Annotated in this window: 12 protein-coding genes; 6 read left to right on the top strand and 6 right to left on the bottom strand. The window is 53.4% G+C overall.

The window, feature by feature from the left end; genetic code table 11:
- From pqiA to rlmKL, 3 genes are read right to left on the bottom strand one after another with little or no spacing between them, the layout of a single operon-like run.
- Window positions 1–1,260 (bottom strand): membrane integrity-associated transporter subunit PqiA, encoded by a 1,260-nt coding sequence (pqiA, locus tag V6944_RS14090; protein ID WP_333499408.1) that lies wholly within the window; start codon window positions 1,258–1,260, stop codon window positions 1–3.
- A gap of 13 nt (window positions 1,261–1,273) precedes the next feature.
- Window positions 1,274–3,181 carry an ABC transporter ATP-binding protein gene (locus V6944_RS14085; protein WP_333499407.1) on the bottom strand — a complete coding sequence of 636 codons (1,908 nt, stop codon included), beginning with the start codon at window positions 3,179–3,181 and terminating at the stop codon, window positions 1,274–1,276.
- A 12-nt stretch (window positions 3,182–3,193) separates the two neighbouring features.
- Window positions 3,194–5,299 carry a bifunctional 23S rRNA (guanine(2069)-N(7))-methyltransferase RlmK/23S rRNA (guanine(2445)-N(2))-methyltransferase RlmL gene (rlmKL, locus tag V6944_RS14080; RefSeq protein WP_333499406.1) on the bottom strand — a complete coding sequence of 702 codons (2,106 nt, stop codon included), beginning with the start codon at window positions 5,297–5,299 and terminating at the stop codon, window positions 3,194–3,196.
- Window positions 5,300–5,397: 98 nt separating this feature from the next.
- Here rlmKL and V6944_RS14075 point away from each other — a divergent pair, with 98 nt between their 5' ends.
- On the top strand, window positions 5,398–6,507 hold the full coding sequence (locus V6944_RS14075) for a YcbX family protein (protein WP_333499405.1): 1,110 nt from the start codon (window positions 5,398–5,400) through the stop codon (window positions 6,505–6,507).
- On the opposite strand, the gene zapC is transcribed toward V6944_RS14075, so the two are convergent.
- Both zapC and pyrD read right to left on the bottom strand, forming a co-directional pair.
- Window positions 6,504–7,046 carry a cell division protein ZapC gene (gene zapC / locus V6944_RS14070; protein WP_333499404.1) on the bottom strand — a complete coding sequence of 181 codons (543 nt, stop codon included), beginning with the start codon at window positions 7,044–7,046 and terminating at the stop codon, window positions 6,504–6,506. The genes V6944_RS14075 and zapC overlap by 4 nt on opposite strands.
- Window positions 7,047–7,210: 164 nt before the next feature.
- Window positions 7,211–8,221, bottom strand: coding sequence for a quinone-dependent dihydroorotate dehydrogenase (gene pyrD / locus V6944_RS14065; protein ID WP_333499403.1), 1,011 nt, complete (start codon window positions 8,219–8,221; stop codon window positions 7,211–7,213).
- 251 nt (window positions 8,222–8,472) lie between these two features.
- Here pyrD and ssuE point away from each other — a divergent pair, with 251 nt between their 5' ends.
- On the top strand, window positions 8,473–9,048 hold the full coding sequence (gene ssuE / locus V6944_RS14060; RefSeq protein ID WP_333499402.1) for an NADPH-dependent FMN reductase: 576 nt from the start codon (window positions 8,473–8,475) through the stop codon (window positions 9,046–9,048).
- Window positions 9,049–9,162: 114 nt separating this feature from the next.
- On the opposite strand, the gene pepN is transcribed toward ssuE, so the two are convergent.
- Window positions 9,163–11,775 carry an aminopeptidase N gene (gene pepN, locus V6944_RS14055; RefSeq protein WP_333499401.1) on the bottom strand — a complete coding sequence of 871 codons (2,613 nt, stop codon included), beginning with the start codon at window positions 11,773–11,775 and terminating at the stop codon, window positions 9,163–9,165.
- Window positions 11,776–12,038: 263 nt separating this feature from the next.
- On the opposite strand from pepN, the gene pncB reads away from it, so the two are divergent.
- The 4 genes from pncB (at window position 12,039) to V6944_RS14035 (ending at window position 17,909) form a co-directional block, all read left to right on the top strand.
- Window positions 12,039–13,241, top strand: a complete 1,203-nt coding sequence (gene pncB, locus V6944_RS14050) for a nicotinate phosphoribosyltransferase (protein WP_333499400.1) — start codon at window positions 12,039–12,041, stop codon at window positions 13,239–13,241.
- Window positions 13,242–13,409: 168 nt separating this feature from the next.
- Window positions 13,410–14,810, top strand: coding sequence for an asparagine--tRNA ligase (gene asnS / locus V6944_RS14045; RefSeq protein ID WP_333499399.1), 1,401 nt, complete (start codon window positions 13,410–13,412; stop codon window positions 14,808–14,810).
- Window positions 14,811–15,418: 608 nt separating this feature from the next.
- On the top strand, window positions 15,419–16,534 hold the full coding sequence (locus V6944_RS14040; RefSeq protein WP_333499398.1) for a porin: 1,116 nt from the start codon (window positions 15,419–15,421) through the stop codon (window positions 16,532–16,534).
- A gap of 184 nt (window positions 16,535–16,718) precedes the next feature.
- Window positions 16,719–17,909: an amino acid aminotransferase gene (locus V6944_RS14035; protein ID WP_333499397.1), complete on the top strand. Its 1,191-nt coding sequence runs from the start codon at window positions 16,719–16,721 to the stop codon at window positions 17,907–17,909.
- Window positions 17,910–17,968: the final 59 nt, after the last annotated feature.

The following is a 17,968-nucleotide window of genomic DNA, read 5'->3' as shown; positions in this document are numbered from 1 at the left end:
TTACGACTCCTCATGGCTTGATTCAGGTTCCCGATCCCACGATAATCGTGGATCAAACGTCATTGCCGAGAACATGGTCATTATGACGACCAGCGCAAACATCAGTGCGCCAATCGCCGGATAAATATTCATTAAGCCCCCAATACGCACCAGGGCCGAAAGCACCGCAATAACAAAGACATCAATCATTGACCAGCGGCCAACAAATTCCACCACTTCGTAGATCAGATGCATGCGTTCACTGTCCCGGTGTTTACGCTTCATGCCGTTGGCGTCCAGACACAGCCAGGCGATGGCAATCATCTTCAGGGTCGGCACCATAATACTGGCGAGGAAGATGACCATCGCCACCGGATATGACCCCTCGCTCCAGAGCAGTACCACCCCAGCCAGAATGGTCGACGGCATTTTGTCGCCCAGTAAGTCGGTTATCATAATGGGTAGGATGTTGGCCGGGAGATAAAGCAAAATCGACGTCACCAGCAGGGCCATTGTCCACTGCAGGCTATTTTTACGTCGGGGGTGCCCTTTACTGTGACAGCGTGGGCACTCCAGCTGGTCGGCGGGTAAAATTGCCGTACAGCAGGCGCAAGAACGCAGCCCTTGACGAATACCGGTCACGCCGGGTTTTAGCGGTTGTTCAAGCTTAGGCATCGGAGCAATATCGTCCCACAGCCAGCGACGATCCACGCACTGGAAAGTTCGCAACTGCAAGAGACAAAAAAGGCACCAGGGCAGGAAGCTGCTGCCGACGCCAATATCGCCGTACGCCATCAACTTCACAAAACTCACCAGCACCCCGGCGAGGAAAATTTCCGCCATGCCCCAGGTTTTCAGGGTAAACAGAATACGTGCCAAAATCGCCTTCAGGTGATGCGGCATACGCACACGGTTAACCAGGAGCAGAATCGTAATCAGGCAGAATGCGGGAACGAGCTGAACAAACAGTAAGAAAAAAGTGCCAAGACTGGCGTAATTTTCCGAGAACATGACGCTCGGAATTTCCAACAGCTCAATTTCACTGCTGACCCCCGCTACGTTCATACTGATAAAGGGAAACAGGTTGGCCAGCAGCAGCATAAAGAGCGCGACCAGTACATAGGCCGTCGGGCGGCGCCGCGGCTCGTCCCACGCGGTGGTTAATGTTGTACCACAGCGTGGGCAAGTCGCCTTATGTCGGTGCTCCAGGTGCGGTAACGCCACCAGCATGTCACATTGTGAACACAGGATATGCTGTGCTGCATGATGTTGATCGCACATGAAAACTCCTCAATCAGGCGCCGTTTTTTAGCGCTTCCAGATATTCCCACCGTTCAAACGCTTCTTCCAGCGCCTGCTCAGCCTGAGCCAGATCGGCCAACACCTTTTGCGTATGGTCGTGAGGCTGGCTGAAGAACGATGCATCAGCGACCTGAGCCTGTAAAGTTTCCAGATTCGCTTCCAGCATTTCCAGCTTCTGCGGCAGTTGCTCCAGTTCGCGCTGCAGGTTATAGCTTAGTTTGGCACTTGCTCGTTTGACAGTTTCTGCTTTTGGCTGAACCACTTCCGCGCTTTTTTTCTCGTTCGCCTGTTTATGCGTCCGTGACTGCGATTGTTGGCCGCGCGCATCGTGATAGCCGCCGACATATTGACCAATGCGCCCTTCACCTTCGAAGATCCAGCATTCGGTGACGGTGTTATCAACAAACTGACGGTCGTGGCTGACCAGCATCACGGTGCCCTGATAGCCGTCAATAAGCTCTTCGAGCAGTTCGAGCGTTTCGACATCCAGGTCGTTGGTTGGTTCATCGAGAATCAACAGGTTACTTGGTTTCAGGAACAGTCTTGCCAGCAGCAGACGGTTACGTTCACCGCCGGATAGCGCACGAACCGGGGTCATCGCACGTTTCGGATGGAACAGGAAGTCCTGCAAGTAACCCAGCACGTGGCGCGGCTTACCGTTAACCATCACTTCCTGCTTCCCTTCGGCGAGGTTGTCCATCACCGTTTTGTCCGGGTCCAGCTCTGCACGGTGCTGATCGAAGTAGGCCACTTCCAGCTTGGTGCCAACGTGAATACGCCCGCTATCGGCTTCCAGTTGACCTAACATCAATTTTAGCAGCGTGGTTTTGCCACAACCGTTAGCGCCGATCAGCGCAATTTTGTCACCACGTTGAACCTGAGCCGAGAAGTCTTTTACCAGCACTTTGCCGTTAACCTGGTAGTTAACGTCTTCCATCTCAAAGACGATTTTGCCGGAGCGGGACGCTTCTTCAACCTGCATCTTCGCGCTGCCCATCACTTCACGGCGAGCGCTACGTTCGTTACGCATCGCTTTCAGAGCGCGAACGCGGCCTTCATTACGGGTACGACGCGCCTTGATGCCCTGACGGATCCAGACCTCTTCCTGCGCCAGCTTGCGGTCAAACTCGGCGTTTTGTAGATCTTCTACGCGCAGCGCTTCTTCTTTCTCCAGCAGATACTGGTCGTAGTCGCCCGGATAAGTCACCAGCTTGCCGCGATCGAGGTCGACAATACGGGTCGCCATATTGCGGATGAAGGAACGGTCGTGGGAGATAAAGATAATCGTCCCTTTGAAGGTTTTCAGGAAACCTTCCAGCCAGTCGATCGTTTCAATATCCAGGTGGTTCGTTGGTTCATCGAGCAGCAGCACACGAGGCGCGCTGACGAGCGCACGGCCCAGCGCCGCTTTACGCAGCCAGCCGCCGGACAGCGCCGCCAGCTCCATATCCGGCTCCAGACCCAGCTGTGCCAGCACTTCATTGATGCGGTTTTCCAACTGCCACAGGCCGTGGTGATCCAGCTGTTCCTGAACCTTCGCCAGCTCCTGCAGATTTTTATCGCTTGGGTCAGTCATCACCAGATGCGAGATATCGTGGTAGCGCTTGAGATACACCGCCTGCTCTTCGATACCTTCGGCCACGAAATCGTAGACGCTGCCCTGCACGTTACGCGGTGGATCTTGCTGCAGACGCGCCACAACTAGATCTTGTTCATAAATAATACGACCGTCGTCGAGACCCTGCTCACGATTGAGGATCTTCATCAGCGTCGATTTGCCCGCGCCGTTACGGCCAACCAGACAGACGCGCTCGTTATCCTCAATATGCAGTTCTGCATTATCAAGAAGCGGCGCATCGCTGAACGACAGCCAGGCACCGTGCATGCTAATTAATGACATTCTTTATTCCTTTCAGGCTGCGGTAATCAGCCAGCAGTTGTGGATCTGACGGTTGCGGGCGAAATCCTGAGACTGAGTTTTTTGGGTAATGTCTTGTGCTTTCAGTCCCAGTTCAGCCAGGCCGTCGTGGTCCATACGGAAACCGCGTTTGTTGTTGGAGAACATGATGGTGCCGCCTTTACGCAGCAGACGCTTCAGATCTTTCATCAGACGCAGGTGATCGCGCTGAACGTCAAACGCATCTTCCATACGTTTGGAGTTCGAGAAGGTTGGCGGATCGATAAAGATCACATCGAACTGTTCGTCGGTATCGCGCAGCCATGCCAGCACGTCCGCCTGCATCAGGCGATGCGCGCGGCCGGTTAAACCGTTGAGGCGCAGGTTACGTTCCGCCCACTCAAGATAAGTACGCGACATATCCACGGTGGTGGTCGAACGCGCACCGCCCAGACCCGCGTGCACACTAGCGCTGCCGGTATAGGAGAACAGGTTCAGGAAGTCTTTGCCCTTGCTCATTTCACCCAGCATACGGCGGGCGATACGGTGGTCGAGGAACAGGCCGGTGTCGAGATAATCGGTCAGGTTGACCCACAGGCGCGCGTTGTACTCGCTCACCTGCATGAAGTCGCCCTTCTCGTTCATCTTCTGATACTGGTTTTTGCCCTTCTGACGCTCACGGGTTTTCAGCACCAGCTTATTCGGCGCAATACCGAGCACGGCAATAGTCGCGGCAATAATGTCGAACAGACGCTGGCGCGCTTTGTTAGCGTCAACGGTTTTCGGCGGCGCGTACTCTTGCACCACCACCCAATCGGCGTAGCGGTCAACGGCCACGTTATATTCCGGCAGGTCGGCGTCATACAGGCGGTAGCATTCGATCCCTTCCTGTTTCGCCCATTTCTCATATTTCTTCAGATTCTTACGCAGACGGTTGGCGTAATCTTCCGCCAGCGAGGCAGGTTTCTCACCAGTGGTTTCAGCCAGGTGATAGTTTTTCTGTACGCAGTCCAGCGGGCCGTTTTTCGCTTTAAACTGACGCTCGGCGCGCAGCTGCAGGCAGCTTAACAGCTCCGGAGAGGCGCTAAACAGCGACAGGTTCCAACCGCCAAACTGGTTTTTCATGTTACGGCCGAGCAGGCTGTGCATCGCAATCAGCGCTGGTTCGCTTTCCAGGCGTTCGCCGTACGGCGGGTTACTGATAACGGTACCGTAAGGACCTTTCGGCAGCGGATTGGTCAGTTGCGCTACGTCTTTCACCTCAAAGGTGATAAGTTCGCCAATACCCGCGCGACGGGCGTTGCTACGCGCCAGCTCAACCACGCGGCTGTCGACGTCAGAGCCAAAGAAGCGCGATTCATAGGCGGCAAGACCGGCACGAGCGCGAGTCTGCGCATCAGCTTTCACTTCTTTCCAGACTTCATCGTCATGCTGCGCCCAGCCGCTGAAGCCCCAGTGTCCACGATGCAGCCCTGGCGCACGGTCGGTGGCCCACATTGCCGCTTCAATCAGCAGCGTGCCGGAACCACACATAGGGTCGAGCAGCGGCGTGCCCGGCACCCAGCCGGAACGCATGACGATAGCCGCCGCCAGGTTCTCTTTGATTGGTGCCATACCGGTACGATCGCGATAGCCGCGCAGGTGTAAGCCTTCGCCGCTCAGATCGAGAGAAATATAGGCGGTCTCTTTGTTGAGACGGACGTTGATACGCAGATCCGGATTTTCACGATCAACGTTTGGACGCGGCAGGTTTTTACGCGTAAAGGCATCGACGATCGCATCTTTTACCTTCAACGCACCGTACTGGCTGTTACGAATGCTATCGTTCAGACCGCCGAAGCTGACCGCAAAGGTGGCATCCGGGGTGAAGATCGAGGTCCAGTCGATAGCCTGCACGCCGAGATAAAGATCGAGATCGCTCCAGACGCTACATTCTCCCAGCGGCATCATAATGCGCGAAGCCAGACGACTCCACATCAGGCTTTTGTACAGAAGCTGCGTGTCGCCCTGGAAATGGACGCCGCCCTGGGCAATCTGGCACTCTTGGGCGCCCAGGCCTTCCAGTTCAGTTTTTAACAGCTCTTCCAGCCCACGGGCCGTACTGGCAAACAGAGAATTCATATCGTCACTTTTACTCGCAGAAAATTGTTGCGCATTATAGCCAATCTGCGCCCCATGTCATAAAGTTAAAGGCTTATTTTCGACTCAGGGACAGCGTTGTGGCTACATTATCGCGGCTTTTTATACATCCGGTGAAATCCATGCGCGGCATCGGGCTTACGCACGCCTTTGCCGATATTAGCGGGATGGCATTTGACCGCATTTTCATGATCACCGAGCCTGATGGCACCTTTATTACCGCCCGGCAGTTCCCGGCGATGGTGCGCTTTACCCCTGCGGTCCTTCACGATGGTTTACACCTCACCGCGCCCGACGGCAGCAGTGCGTTAGTCCGTTTTGCGGATTTCGTCGGTCAGCCGTCGCCAACCGAAGTATGGGGCAACCATTTTACCTCGCGTATCGCGCCCGACGCTATCAATCAGTGGCTGACGCCGTTCTTTAAGCGCGATGTCCAGCTTCGCTGGCTGGGTGATGACCTTACCCGCCGCGTTAAGCGTCACGATGCGGTGCCGCTCTCATTTGCCGACGGTTTTCCCTTCCTGCTGACCAACGAAGCCTCGCTGCGCGACCTTCAGCAGCGCTGCCGCGCCAGCGTTCGCATGGAACAGTTCCGCCCTAATCTGGTGGTGACCGGCGCGCAAGCCTGGGAAGAAGACGGCTGGAAAACGCTGCGTATTGGCGACGTGGTCTTCGATGTCGTGAAGCCCTGCAGCCGCTGCATCTTCACCACCATCAGCCCGGAAAAAGGGCAAAAGCATCCGGCAGCTGAACCGCTGAGCACGCTACAGTCGTTTCGCACCAACCCTGCCAACGGCGATGTGGATTTCGGTCAGAACCTGATTGCCCGCAATAGCGGCGTGGTTCGTGTCGGTGATGAAGTAGAAATTCTCACCACCGGCCCGGCCATTGTGTACGGCGCAGGGAAAGCCGATGAGGCGCTGGCACCGCAAACGCAACAGAATGCGCTCGTTGAAATTGACTGGGAAGGCAGTAGTTTTACCGGGAATAATCAGCAGATTTTATTGGAACAGCTGGAGCTACAGGGCATTCGCGTCCCTTACTCCTGCCGCGCAGGTATCTGCGGCAGCTGCCGCGTGACGCTGTTGGACGGTGAAGTCAGTCCGCTGAAAAAGAGTGCGATAGCCAACGATGGTACGATTCTCAGCTGTAGCTGTGTACCGAAAACGGCGCTGAAGCTGAAACTTTAAACCGCTTGTTCCAGGCTGTAACCGTCCAGCCCCGGCTGCGGTTGCAGTCTGTCGTTCATCACTTTGATAGGGTCGCCAAGCTGCATGGTGCGCCCAGCGAGAACCAGACCCGGCTGAGCCAGCAGACAGAGTGCCGCGTTTTCGCCCGGTTCTACCACCAGCAAATTCACCTGGCTATCATCGTCGCTCAGCCACACGGCCGCCGCATCGCCAGTTACCGGAGACCAGCTCTCTTCATGAGCGCGGAAGTGCCAGCTTTTCGGCATTTGCGGTTTCAGGAAGCGGATAGCCACCAGCGCATTAAGAATAAGCTCAGCACGATGTTCTTTTGACAACACCAGATCGCGGCATTTCTCTTCAAAGGAGAAATAAAGCGCGGCATCGTCAACGCAGAATCCGGTTGGCGCAAAAGCATCGGGGGTTAACATCCGGCGAGCAAAACGCGAACGAAACAACATACCATTGGCTAAATCGAGCATCATTCGATCGTGCTCTTCATCATAATACCAACGCCAGTTATCATCAGGTTTAATTCGCATTTTACTCCCCCGTCATATTCGCATCCGATGCATTGCCTGTTCTTCCGTTGCGTTACTTTGCCTTAAATAATAAAAGACCAATATGTTTAAATAAGCAACAGTAGGAAAATATAAAGCAACCAGGGCCGGAAATAAAGCCCTGGATCACAATACTGGGAAAAATACTAGATGTGAGTAATGATTTCTTTAATCAGCGGTGGGCCTTTAAAAATAAACCCGGAATAGATCTGCACCAGAGACGCACCGGCAGCCATCTTTTCACGAGCCGCAATCACCGAGTCGATACCGCCAACGCCAATAATCGGTAATTGACCTTTTAATTCGGCTGACAGCATACGAATAATTTCGGTGCTTTTTAATTGTAATGGACGACCGCTTAAGCCACCCATCTCATCGCAATTTTTCATCCCCTGAACCAGAGAACGATCCAATGTCGTATTGGTGGCGATCACCCCATCAATATTATGGCGAACTAAACTATCGGCCACCTGGATCAACTCTTCATGAGAAAGATCCGGGGCGATCTTTACCGCCACTGGAACATATTTATGGTGCTTTTGTTCGAGTTCAGATTGCTTATTTTTAATACCGGAAAGGAGATCGTCCAGCGCATCGCCATATTGCAGCGTACGCAGCCCTGGGGTATTTGGCGAGGAGATATTAATCGCAATATAACCGGCATAGGCGTAGATTTTTTCCATACAAATCAGATAGTCATCTTTGCCCTGCTCAACCGGGGTATCTTTATTTTTGCCGATATTAATCCCCAGAATTCCGTCGAAATGCGCTTTTTTCACGTTCTCGACCAGGTTATCAACGCCGTGGTTATTGAAACCCATGCGGTTGATCAACCCTTCGGCATCGACCAGGCGGAACAAACGCGGCTTGTCATTGCCCGGCTGCGGACGCGGCGTGACGGTACCAATCTCAATGGAACCGAAACCCATCGCCCCTAAGGCGTCGATACATTCGCCATCTTTATCCAGACCGGCTGCCAGACCCAGTGGATTTTTAAACGTCAGCCCCATGCAGGTGACCGGTTTTTCCGGCACTTTTTGACGCACGAGTGCTTCCAGCGGGGTGCCGGTGACGCGACGTAATTGTTGGAACGTTAATTCATGAGCGCGCTCTGGATCGAGCTGAAAAAGTGCTTTACGAACGAAGGGATAGTACATGAACTCTCCTGGATTCCCGGTGTGCAAACCGGGGGCGTATTATGTGCGATAACGCTCAGAAATGGAATTGACCTGCGGCAAAAAAAGCGCAATCGTTTTCCTTCTATTCAACCTCGACTGCACTCCGCATATGCATTTTCTGGTAATCCATCATCAGAAAAAGTATTTCGCCCAAGGTTTCCCCTCTGACACACTGATGCAAATGTTATCAATTCTAGATTCATGTTTGTTTTTAGTTATAAGGAGAGACCATGCGCGTCATTACTTTAGCAGGCAGCCCCCGTTTTCCTTCTCGCTCCAGCGCCCTGCTGGAGTACGCCCGGGAGAAACTCTCTGCCGCCGACGTTGAAGTTTTCCATTGGCATTTGCAGAACTTCTCCCCCGAAGATCTGTTTCATGCCCGTTTTGACAGCCCAGCACTACAAACCTTAACCGAGCAGTTGGCTCACGCCGACGGCCTGATTATCGCCACGCCGGTCTACAAGGCATCATTCGCTGGCGCATTAAAAGCGCTGCTGGATCTGTTGCCCGAGCGCGCGCTGGAAGGCAAAGTAGTGCTCCCGCTGGCCACCGGCGGCACGGTGGCGCATATGCTGGCAGTGGATTACGCCCTGAAACCAGTGTTGAATGCGTTGAAAGCCCAGGAGATCCTGCAGGGCGTGTTTGCCGACGATAGCCAGGTGACCGATTATCAACATAAGCCGCAGTTCAGCCCGAATCTGCACACCCGACTGGACAGTGCGCTGGAGACATTCTGGCAGGCGCTGCATCGGCGGGACATCCAGGTTCCCACGTTAAGTTCCGCGCGATTAACCGAACATGTTTGATAAAAAAAACGCCGTAGGGAAAAACCTACGGCGTTTTTGTTTGTCGATATCAATGTAACCGGAATTGCCACCGAGCCTCCCCGGAGTCGGCTCACGCTTCGTCCGGGCTACTGGTTAAGCTAAGGCTTTAGCAATCTTCTCGTACAGATCGCCAGAGAGATTTTCCAGCCCTTTCAGCTGCTCCAGCGCGGCACGCATTAACGCCTGACGCTTCGCATCGTAGCGTTTCAGGCGGATCAGCGGCTCAATCAGACGAGAAGCCACCTGCGGGTTTTTGCTGTTCAGTACGGTGAGCATTTCCACCAGGAACTGATAGCCGCTGCCGTCTGCCGCATGGAACGCCGCCGGGTTGCTGCCGGCAAAAGCGCCAATCAGCGAGCGAATACGGTTCGGGTTATTCATGCTGAATGAACGGTGGTTCAGCAGCTTACGTACCGTTTCCAGCACGTCGTCCGCCGGGCTGGTCGCCTGTAGAATCAGCCATTTATCCATCACCAGACCGTCATGATGCCATTTGTCATCATATTCCTGCATCAGCGCGTCGCGGCACGGCAGTTCAGCCGCAACCGCGGCTGACAACGCCGCCAGCGCATCGGTCATGTTATCGGCATGATGGTACTGCTCGCTCACCAGCTTATCGCCCAGCTCGCGGTCGCCAAACGCCAGATAGCGCAGGCAGGTATTACGCAGCGAGCGTTTGCCAATGTCGGCATGCTCTACGCGGTAGCTGTCGAGCTTGTTGGCGTTGTAAATCACCAGACACTCATCGGCCAGTTCCGTCGCCAGCGTGCGGGTCAGCGCTTCACGCACCGCCGCAATGGCAATAGGATCGATAATGTCGAACAGCTCAGCGATTTCGCTGGCTGACGGTAGCGTCAGGATCTCAGCCGCCAGCGCCGGGTCGATGTGCTCATCCAGCAGGATCGCACGGAACGCATCGGCCACGTGGACCGGCAGCGACAGCGGTTGACCCTGCTGATGACGCGCAACGTTCAGCTTGATATAGGTTGCCAGCAGGCTTTGCGCCGCATCCCAGCGGGAGAAGTCATTGCGTGCATGACGCATCAGGAACGTGAGTTGTTGATCGCTCCATTTATATTCCAGCTTCACTGGCGCCGAGAACTCGCGCAGCAGCGAAGGTACCGGCTGGAAGTAGACGTTATCGAAAACAAAGGTCTGCTCCGCCTGGGTCACGTTCAGCACGTGATGCACCGGATGCCCGTCTTTCTGCAGCGGGATCACCTTGCCTTCGTTATCGTACAGCTCGATGTCGAATGGAATATGCAGTGGGAATTTTTCATCCTGCTCGGCGGTCGCCGGCGTACGCTGACGAATGGTCAGGGTGTACTGCTCGGTTTCCGGGTTGTAGTCGTCGTGTACGCTGACGATTGGCGTACCGGCCTGGCTATACCAGCGGCGGAAGTGGGACAGGTCAACGTTGGATGCATCTTCCATCGCCTGTACAAAATCATCGCAGGTCGCGGCGCTGCCGTCATGACGTTCAAAGTACAGCTGCATGCCTTTCTGGAAGTTGGTTTCGCCCAGCAGAGTGTGCAGCATGCGGATAACCTCCGCCCCTTTCTCGTACACCGTCAGGGTATAGAAGTTATTCATTTCAATAACTTTATCCGGACGGATTGGGTGCGCCATCGGGCTGGCATCTTCGGCAAACTGCAGGCCACGCATGGTGCGCACATTACTGATGCGGTTCACAGCGCGCGAGCCTAAATCAGAACTGAATTCCTGGTCACGGAAAACGGTTAAGCCCTCTTTCAGGCTCAGCTGGAACCAGTCGCGACAGGTGACGCGGTTACCGGTCCAGTTATGGAAATATTCGTGGCCAATCACGCGCTCGATGTCGAGATAGTCTTTATCCGTCGCGGTATCGGTACGGGCCAGCACGTATTTGGAGTTAAAGACGTTCAGCCCTTTGTTCTCCATCGCGCCCATATTAAAGAAGTCGACGGCGACGATCATATAGATGTCGAGGTCGTACTCGAGGCCGAAGCGATCTTCGTCCCACTTCATGGAGTTTTTCAGCGAGGTCATCGCCCACGGCGCGCGGTCCAGATTGCCGCGGTCAACGAACAGCTCCAGCGCAACGTCACGGCCAGAACGCGTTTTAAAGGTATCGCGCAGTACGTCGAAATCACCGGCGACCAGCGCAAACAGGTAGCATGGTTTCGGGAACGGATCCTGCCACTGTACCCAATGGCGACCATTTTCCAGCTCACCTTCGGCAATGCGGTTGCCGTTAGAGAGTAGGAACGGATATTTGGTTTTATCGGCGGTAATTTTGGTGGTAAAGCGAGCCAGCACGTCCGGGCGGTCCAGATACCAGGTAATGTGGCGGAAGCCTTCAGCTTCACATTGGGTGCAGAGCGCTTCGCCAGACTGGTACAGCCCCTCTAAGGCCGTATTTGCCGCTGGGCTGATTTCATTCACAATCTTCAGGGTGAAACGTTCTGGCAGACCCGCAATAACCAGATAGTTCTCTTCTTCTTTATAGTTGTCCCATGGCTCGCCGTTAACGTGAAGAGAGATCAGGGTTAAATCTTCACCGTTCAGACGTAGCGGTACATCAGACGCTGCGTGGCGGGAAACCTGGCTTTCCGCGGTCACGATGGTTTTTGCGGCATCCAGGTCAAAGGCCAGGTCAATATCACTAATCAGGTAGTCCGGCGCACGGTAGTCGTGGCGGTACTTGGCTTGGGGCTGTTGTGTCATAAAAAACCTTTAGCATCTTTTGTAAATGTCACCTCAGTCTATTCCTGTTGTGTTAAACGCGCTACGCAGAATCTTCATCTTTTCCAGTCAAATAGGGAAAAATGATACATTTACATAACATAACGCACAAAACGCCATGGTGACTCTTCGTGCCTTATGGTGTGATCGGGGTTCAATAAATCGATAAACAAGGTATACTCCAGCGATTCTCCCCTGTTGTTTATTGTACTAAACGCTCCTGTGAGAGGATGCTACTGCGCACCATGACACAATTCGCTTCTCCTGTGCTGCACTCGCTGCTAGACACAGATGCCTACAAACTGCATATGCAGCAGGCCGTGTTTCACCACTACTACGACGTAAACGTAGCGGCTGAATTCCGCTGCCGTGGGGACGATCTGCTGGGCATTTATGCTGACGCTATTCGCGAACAAGTCGAAGCCATGCGTTCACTCACCCTGCAGGATGACGAGTACCACTGGCTCTCCGGCCTTCCTTTCTTTAAACAGGATTACCTGAACTGGCTGCGTGATTTTCGCTATGACCCGCAGCAGGTCTCCGTCACCAATGATAATGGCAAGCTCAATATTCGCCTTGAAGGCCCGTGGCGCGAAGTCATCATGTGGGAAGTTCCGCTACTGGCGGTAATTAGCGAGCTGGTTCATCGCTACCGTTCGCCGGAAAACGGTGTACCGCAGGCGCTGGACATGCTGGAGCGTAAACTGGTCGACTTTAATCAGCTGACCGCCGACATCGATATGTCCGCCTTCAAGCTGATGGATTTTGGTACCCGCCGCCGTTTTTCCCGTGAGGTACAAGAAGCAATTGTCAGCCGCCTGCAGCAGGAATCCTGGTTTACCGGCACCAGCAACTACGATCTGGCGCGACGTCTGTCGCTTACTCCGATGGGAACGCAAGCACACGAATGGTTCCAGGCACATCAGCAAATCAGCCCTGACCTTGCCACCAGTCAGCGCGCCGCGTTGGCCGCCTGGCTTGAAGAGTATCCCGAACAGCTCGGTATTGCCTTGACCGACTGTATTACCATGGATGCCTTCCTGCGTGATTTTGGCCCAGAATTCGCCACCCGCTATCAGGGGCTGCGTCACGATTCGGGCGACCCGTTTGAGTGGGGCGAAAAAGCCATCAACCATTATAAGAAGCTGGGCATTGACCCGCTGAGTAAAGTGCTGGTGTTCTCCGATAACCTCGACTTAACCAAAGCCGTCGAGCTTTATCGTCATTTCTCGTCGCGCATTAACTTAAGCTTCGGTATCGGCACGCGCTTGACCTGTGATATTCCGCAGGTGAAACCGCTGAATATCGTCATCAAGCTGGTTGAGTGCAACGGTAAACCGGTAGCAAAACTCTCCGATAGCCCGGGTAAAACTATCTGTCACGATAAAGCGTTTGTTCGCGCTTTACGTAAAGCATTTGATCTTCCGCAGATCAAAAAGGCGAGTTAATCACCAAAGGGAGCCTGTATGGCTCCCTTCTTATTTAATTATTTCTGAAAACACCCCTTCTCCATGCTAATTCTGCTTGTCTGATAGAAGATGACAGGTAACATAGATATCCCCCCGCCGTTCCGGGGAAAACGATTTTTTTATTGGACTACGAATAGAGAGACTATTATGAGCGTTGTGCCTGTAGCCGACGTACTCCAGGGCCGCGTAGCCGTTGACAGCGAAGTCACCGTGCGCGGCTGGGTACGTACCCGCCGAGATTCAAAAGCTGGCTTTTCCTTCCTCGCCGTCTATGACGGTTCCTGCTTTGATCCTGTACAGGCCGTTATTAATAATTCTCTGCCCAATTACAATCAGGAAGTGCTGCGTCTGACCACCGGCTGCTCCGTGATTGTCACCGGCAAGATCGTCGCCTCTCAGGGTCAGGGCCAGAGTTTTGAAATTCAGGCTTCCAGCATTGAAGTAACCGGCTGGGTTGAAGATCCCGACACCTACCCGATGGCGGCAAAACGCCACAGCATCGAGTATCTGCGCGAAGTGGCGCACATGCGTCCACGTACCAACCTGATTGGTGCGGTTGCACGCGTACGCCATACGCTGGCGCAGGCGCTGCATCGTTTCTTCGACGAGCAGGGTTTCTTCTGGGTTTCTACCCCGCTGATTACCGCTTCCGATACCGAAGGCGCTGGTGAAATGTTCCGCGTTTCTACGCTGGATATGGAAAACCTGCCGCGCAACGATCAGGGTAAAGTCGATTACGACAAAGATTTCTTCGGCAAAGAAGCGTTCCTGACCGTTTCCGGCCAGCTGAACGGCGAAACCTATGCCTGCGCGCTGTCGAAAATCTACACCTTTGGCCCGACCTTCCGCGCTGAAAACTCCAACACCAGCCGCCACCTGGCAGAGTTCTGGATGCTGGAACCCGAAGTGGCGTTTGCCGATCTAGAAGATAACGCCCGTCTGGCAGAAGCGATGCTGAAGTACGTCTTTAAAGCCGTGCTGACCGAACGTGCGGACGACATGAAGTTCTTCGCTGAGCGCGTAGATAAAGATGCTGTCGATCGTCTGGAACGTTTCGTGACCGCTGATTTTGCGCAGGTCAATTACACCGACGCCGTCACCATTCTGGAAAACTGCGGCAAGCAGTTCGAGAACCCAGTGTACTGGGGCGTGGATCTCTCTTCCGAACACGAACGCTATCTGGCCGAAGAGCACTTCAAAGCGCCGGTCGTTGTGAAAAACTATCCGAAAGAGATCAAGGCGTTCTATATGCGTCTTAACGAAGATGGTAAAACCGTTGCCGCAATGGACGTTCTGGCGCCGGGCATTGGTGAAATCATCGGTGGCTCTCAGCGTGAAGAGCGTCTGGACGTTCTGGATGCGCGTATGGCGGAAATGGGTCTTAATAAAGAAGACTACTGGTGGTACCGCGACCTGCGTCGTTACGGCACCGTTCCACATTCAGGCTTTGGCCTGGGCTTCGAACGTCTGATCGCTTACGTCACCGGCGTGCAGAACGTCCGTGACGTGATCCCGTTCCCAAGAACGCCGCGTAACGCCACTTTCTAAGGTTATCGCTCCAACAAGGCCAGCCTCAGCGCTGGCCTTTTTTTGCCCACCATCGTAAAGAAATCTTTTTTTAATTTAGCAAACTTAAACATCAACCCCCTTCCCAACGACCTTTGTTACAGCACATTTCATCGCAATAATTAAGTACAAAAAATAACCACAATACTTTTGCGGATCAGATTTCACTAATGCCTTAGCATATTTTTTGAGCAAACACACAGCTATCCGGATGGCTAAAAAAGGTCATAGCAAAAAGTTTGCCTCTTGGGTCTTGGCGATAAGAAAAGGTGTTATACAAATAAAAGATAAGAAATTCATATTGATAGATAAGTGATAGTTCAATTAACCCGCACCCACCTCAGAATTTTGAGATAGTTCACAAAGTTCCTTAAAATTCACACAATGTTACACATTATTTCTTTTGGTTACTCATTCTCGATGTTTGTAGCATTTTCAGGGTGGCGAAAGCGCGTTTGGAATGGAAAGATGCCTCTCAGACACATAAAGACACCAAACTATCATCAATAGTTCCGTAAATTTTTATTGACGGAAGTAATTGGCGGCAGTGGCGAGTGTCTATAAAAAAAACCTAATGAGGGTAATAAATAATGATGAAGCGTAATATCCTGGCAGTGGTAATCCCTGCCCTGCTGGTAGCTGGCGCAGCAAACGCGGCCGAAATCTATAACAAAGACGGCAACAAACTGGACCTGTACGGTAAAGTGAACGCTGAGCGTGATTTCGTCACCAGCGGCGACACCAGCAACTCCGACAGAACCTATGCGCAGCTTGGTTTCAAAGGCGAAACTCAGATCAACGACCAACTGGTTGGTTTTGGTCAGTGGGAATACCGCTTCATGGCGAACAACGCTGAAAGCACCCCAGCGACTAACAAAAACCGTCTGGCCTTCGCTGGCCTGAAAGCGGGCGACGCTGGCAGCATCAGCTACGGCCGTAACTACGGTATCGTTTACGACGTAGAATCCTTCACCGATATGGCACCATCCTTCTCCGGTATGACCTGGGGCGGCAACTACGTTGATAACTACATGACTAGCCGTAGCACCGGTCTGCTGACCTACCGCAACAGCGATTTCTTCGGTCTGGTTGACGGCCTGAGCATGGGTATCCAGTATCAGGGTAAAAACGAACGTACTGATGTTAAAACTTCTAACGGTGACGGCGTAGGCTACTCCCTGGGTTATGATTTCGGTGAAGGCTTCGGTCTGATCGGTTCTTACAGCAACTCTAACCGTACCACCGATCAGAAAGCTGACGATCTGGGTAACAAAGCAGAAGCATGGGGTATCGGTGCTAAATACGACGCGAACAACGTCTACCTGGCAACCACCTACGCTGAAACCCGTAACATGACTCGTACCGGTTCCTCCGGCGACGCTGGTTTTGCTAACAAAACTCAGAACTTCGAAATCGTTGCTCAGTACCAGTTCGACTTCGGCCTGCGTCCAGCAATCTCCTACGTTCAGACCAAAGGTAAAGACCTGGCTCCAGTAACTAACGCTAAAGGCACCTTTACCGGTGGTGATGCAGACCTGGCTAAATTTATCCAGCTGGGCGCAACCTACTACTTCAACAAAAACTTCAACGTAGCAGTAGACTACTACTTCAACCTGCTGAACAAAAACGACAACTACGCTCAAGTGGTTGGCGGCCTCAACGGCAACGACGACATGATGGCTCTGATGGCAACTTACCAGTTCTAATCAGCATACCCTCCTCGTTATATGCCTATAAAGCAGGACTTCGGTCCTGCTTTTTTACGTTCCTAAGATGAAGATCGTATCTTTTGAAAACCTTCGCGCTTTTAGTCTCTAACGGTTGGCATTTTGTAAATCTGCCGTTAACCTGATAGCGGATTTCCCCCGAACTAATAAATGGAACCTCGTCATGTTTGAGAACATTACAGCCGCCCCTGCCGACCCAATTCTGGGCCTGGCCGATCTGTTTCGCGCCGACGACCGCCCGGGTAAAATCAATCTCGGGATTGGTGTATATAAAGATGAAACCGGCAAGACCCCGGTTCTGACCAGTGTAAAAAAAGCTGAACAGTATCTGCTGGAAAATGAGACCACCAAGAATTATCTCGGCATTGATGGTATTCCTGAGTTTGGTCGCTGCACGCAGGAACTGCTGTTTGGTAAAGGTAGCCCTATCGTTAGCGATAAGCGCGCCCGTACCGCGCAAACCCCTGGCGGTACCGGCGCTCTGCGCGTCGCGGCGGACTTCCTGGCTAAAAATACCGACGTGAAACGCATTTGGGTCAGCAATCCAAGCTGGCCGAACCACAAAAGCGTCTTTGGTGCTGCGGGCCTCGAGGTACGCGAATACAACTACTACAGCGCTGAAAAACACGCGCTGGACTTCGACGCGCTGCTGGCAAGCCTGAACGACGCTCAGGCGGGTGACGTAGTGCTGTTCCACGGCTGCTGCCATAACCCAACCGGCATTGACCCTACGCTTGAGCAGTGGCAACAGCTGGCACAGCTTTCCGTTGAGAAAGGCTGGCTGCCGCTGTTTGACTTCGCGTATCAGGGCTTCGCTCGCGGTCTGGAAGAAGATGCGGAAGGCCTGCGTGCCTTTGCTGCACTGCACAAAGAGCTGATTGTGGCGAGCTCCTTCTCCAAAAACTTTGGCCTCTACAACGAGCGCGTGGGTGCCTGTACGCTAGTGACCGCCGACGCCGATACCGCCGACCGCGCCTTCAGCCAGATGAAAGCCGTTATCCGCGCGAACTACTCTAACCCACCGGCGCACGGTGCATCCGTTGTAGCGACTATCCTTAGCAACGACGCTCTGCGTGCTATCTGGGAACAAGAGCTGACCGATATGCGCCAGCGCATCCAGCGCATGCGTCTGCTGTTTGTGAATACGCTGCAGGAAAAAGGTGCCAACCGTGACTTCAGCTTTATCACCAAACAAAACGGCATGTTCTCTTTCAGCGGTCTGACCAAAGAACAGGTTCTGCGTCTGCGCGAAGAGTTCGGCGTTTATGCCGTGGCCTCCGGCCGTATTAACGTTGCAGGAATGACGCCAGACAACATGGCGCCACTGTGCGAAGCTATCGTCGCCGTGCTGTAATATGCGAGTAGCCCGGACGAGGTGCGTAGCGCCGACTCCGGGTAGACATAAAAAAAGGC

The organism is Kluyvera sp. CHPC 1.2972 (assembly GCF_036759925.1).
Lineage (GTDB): Bacteria > Pseudomonadota > Gammaproteobacteria > Enterobacterales > Enterobacteriaceae > Kluyvera.
This window is presented reverse-complemented; position numbering and strand designations above follow the sequence as displayed.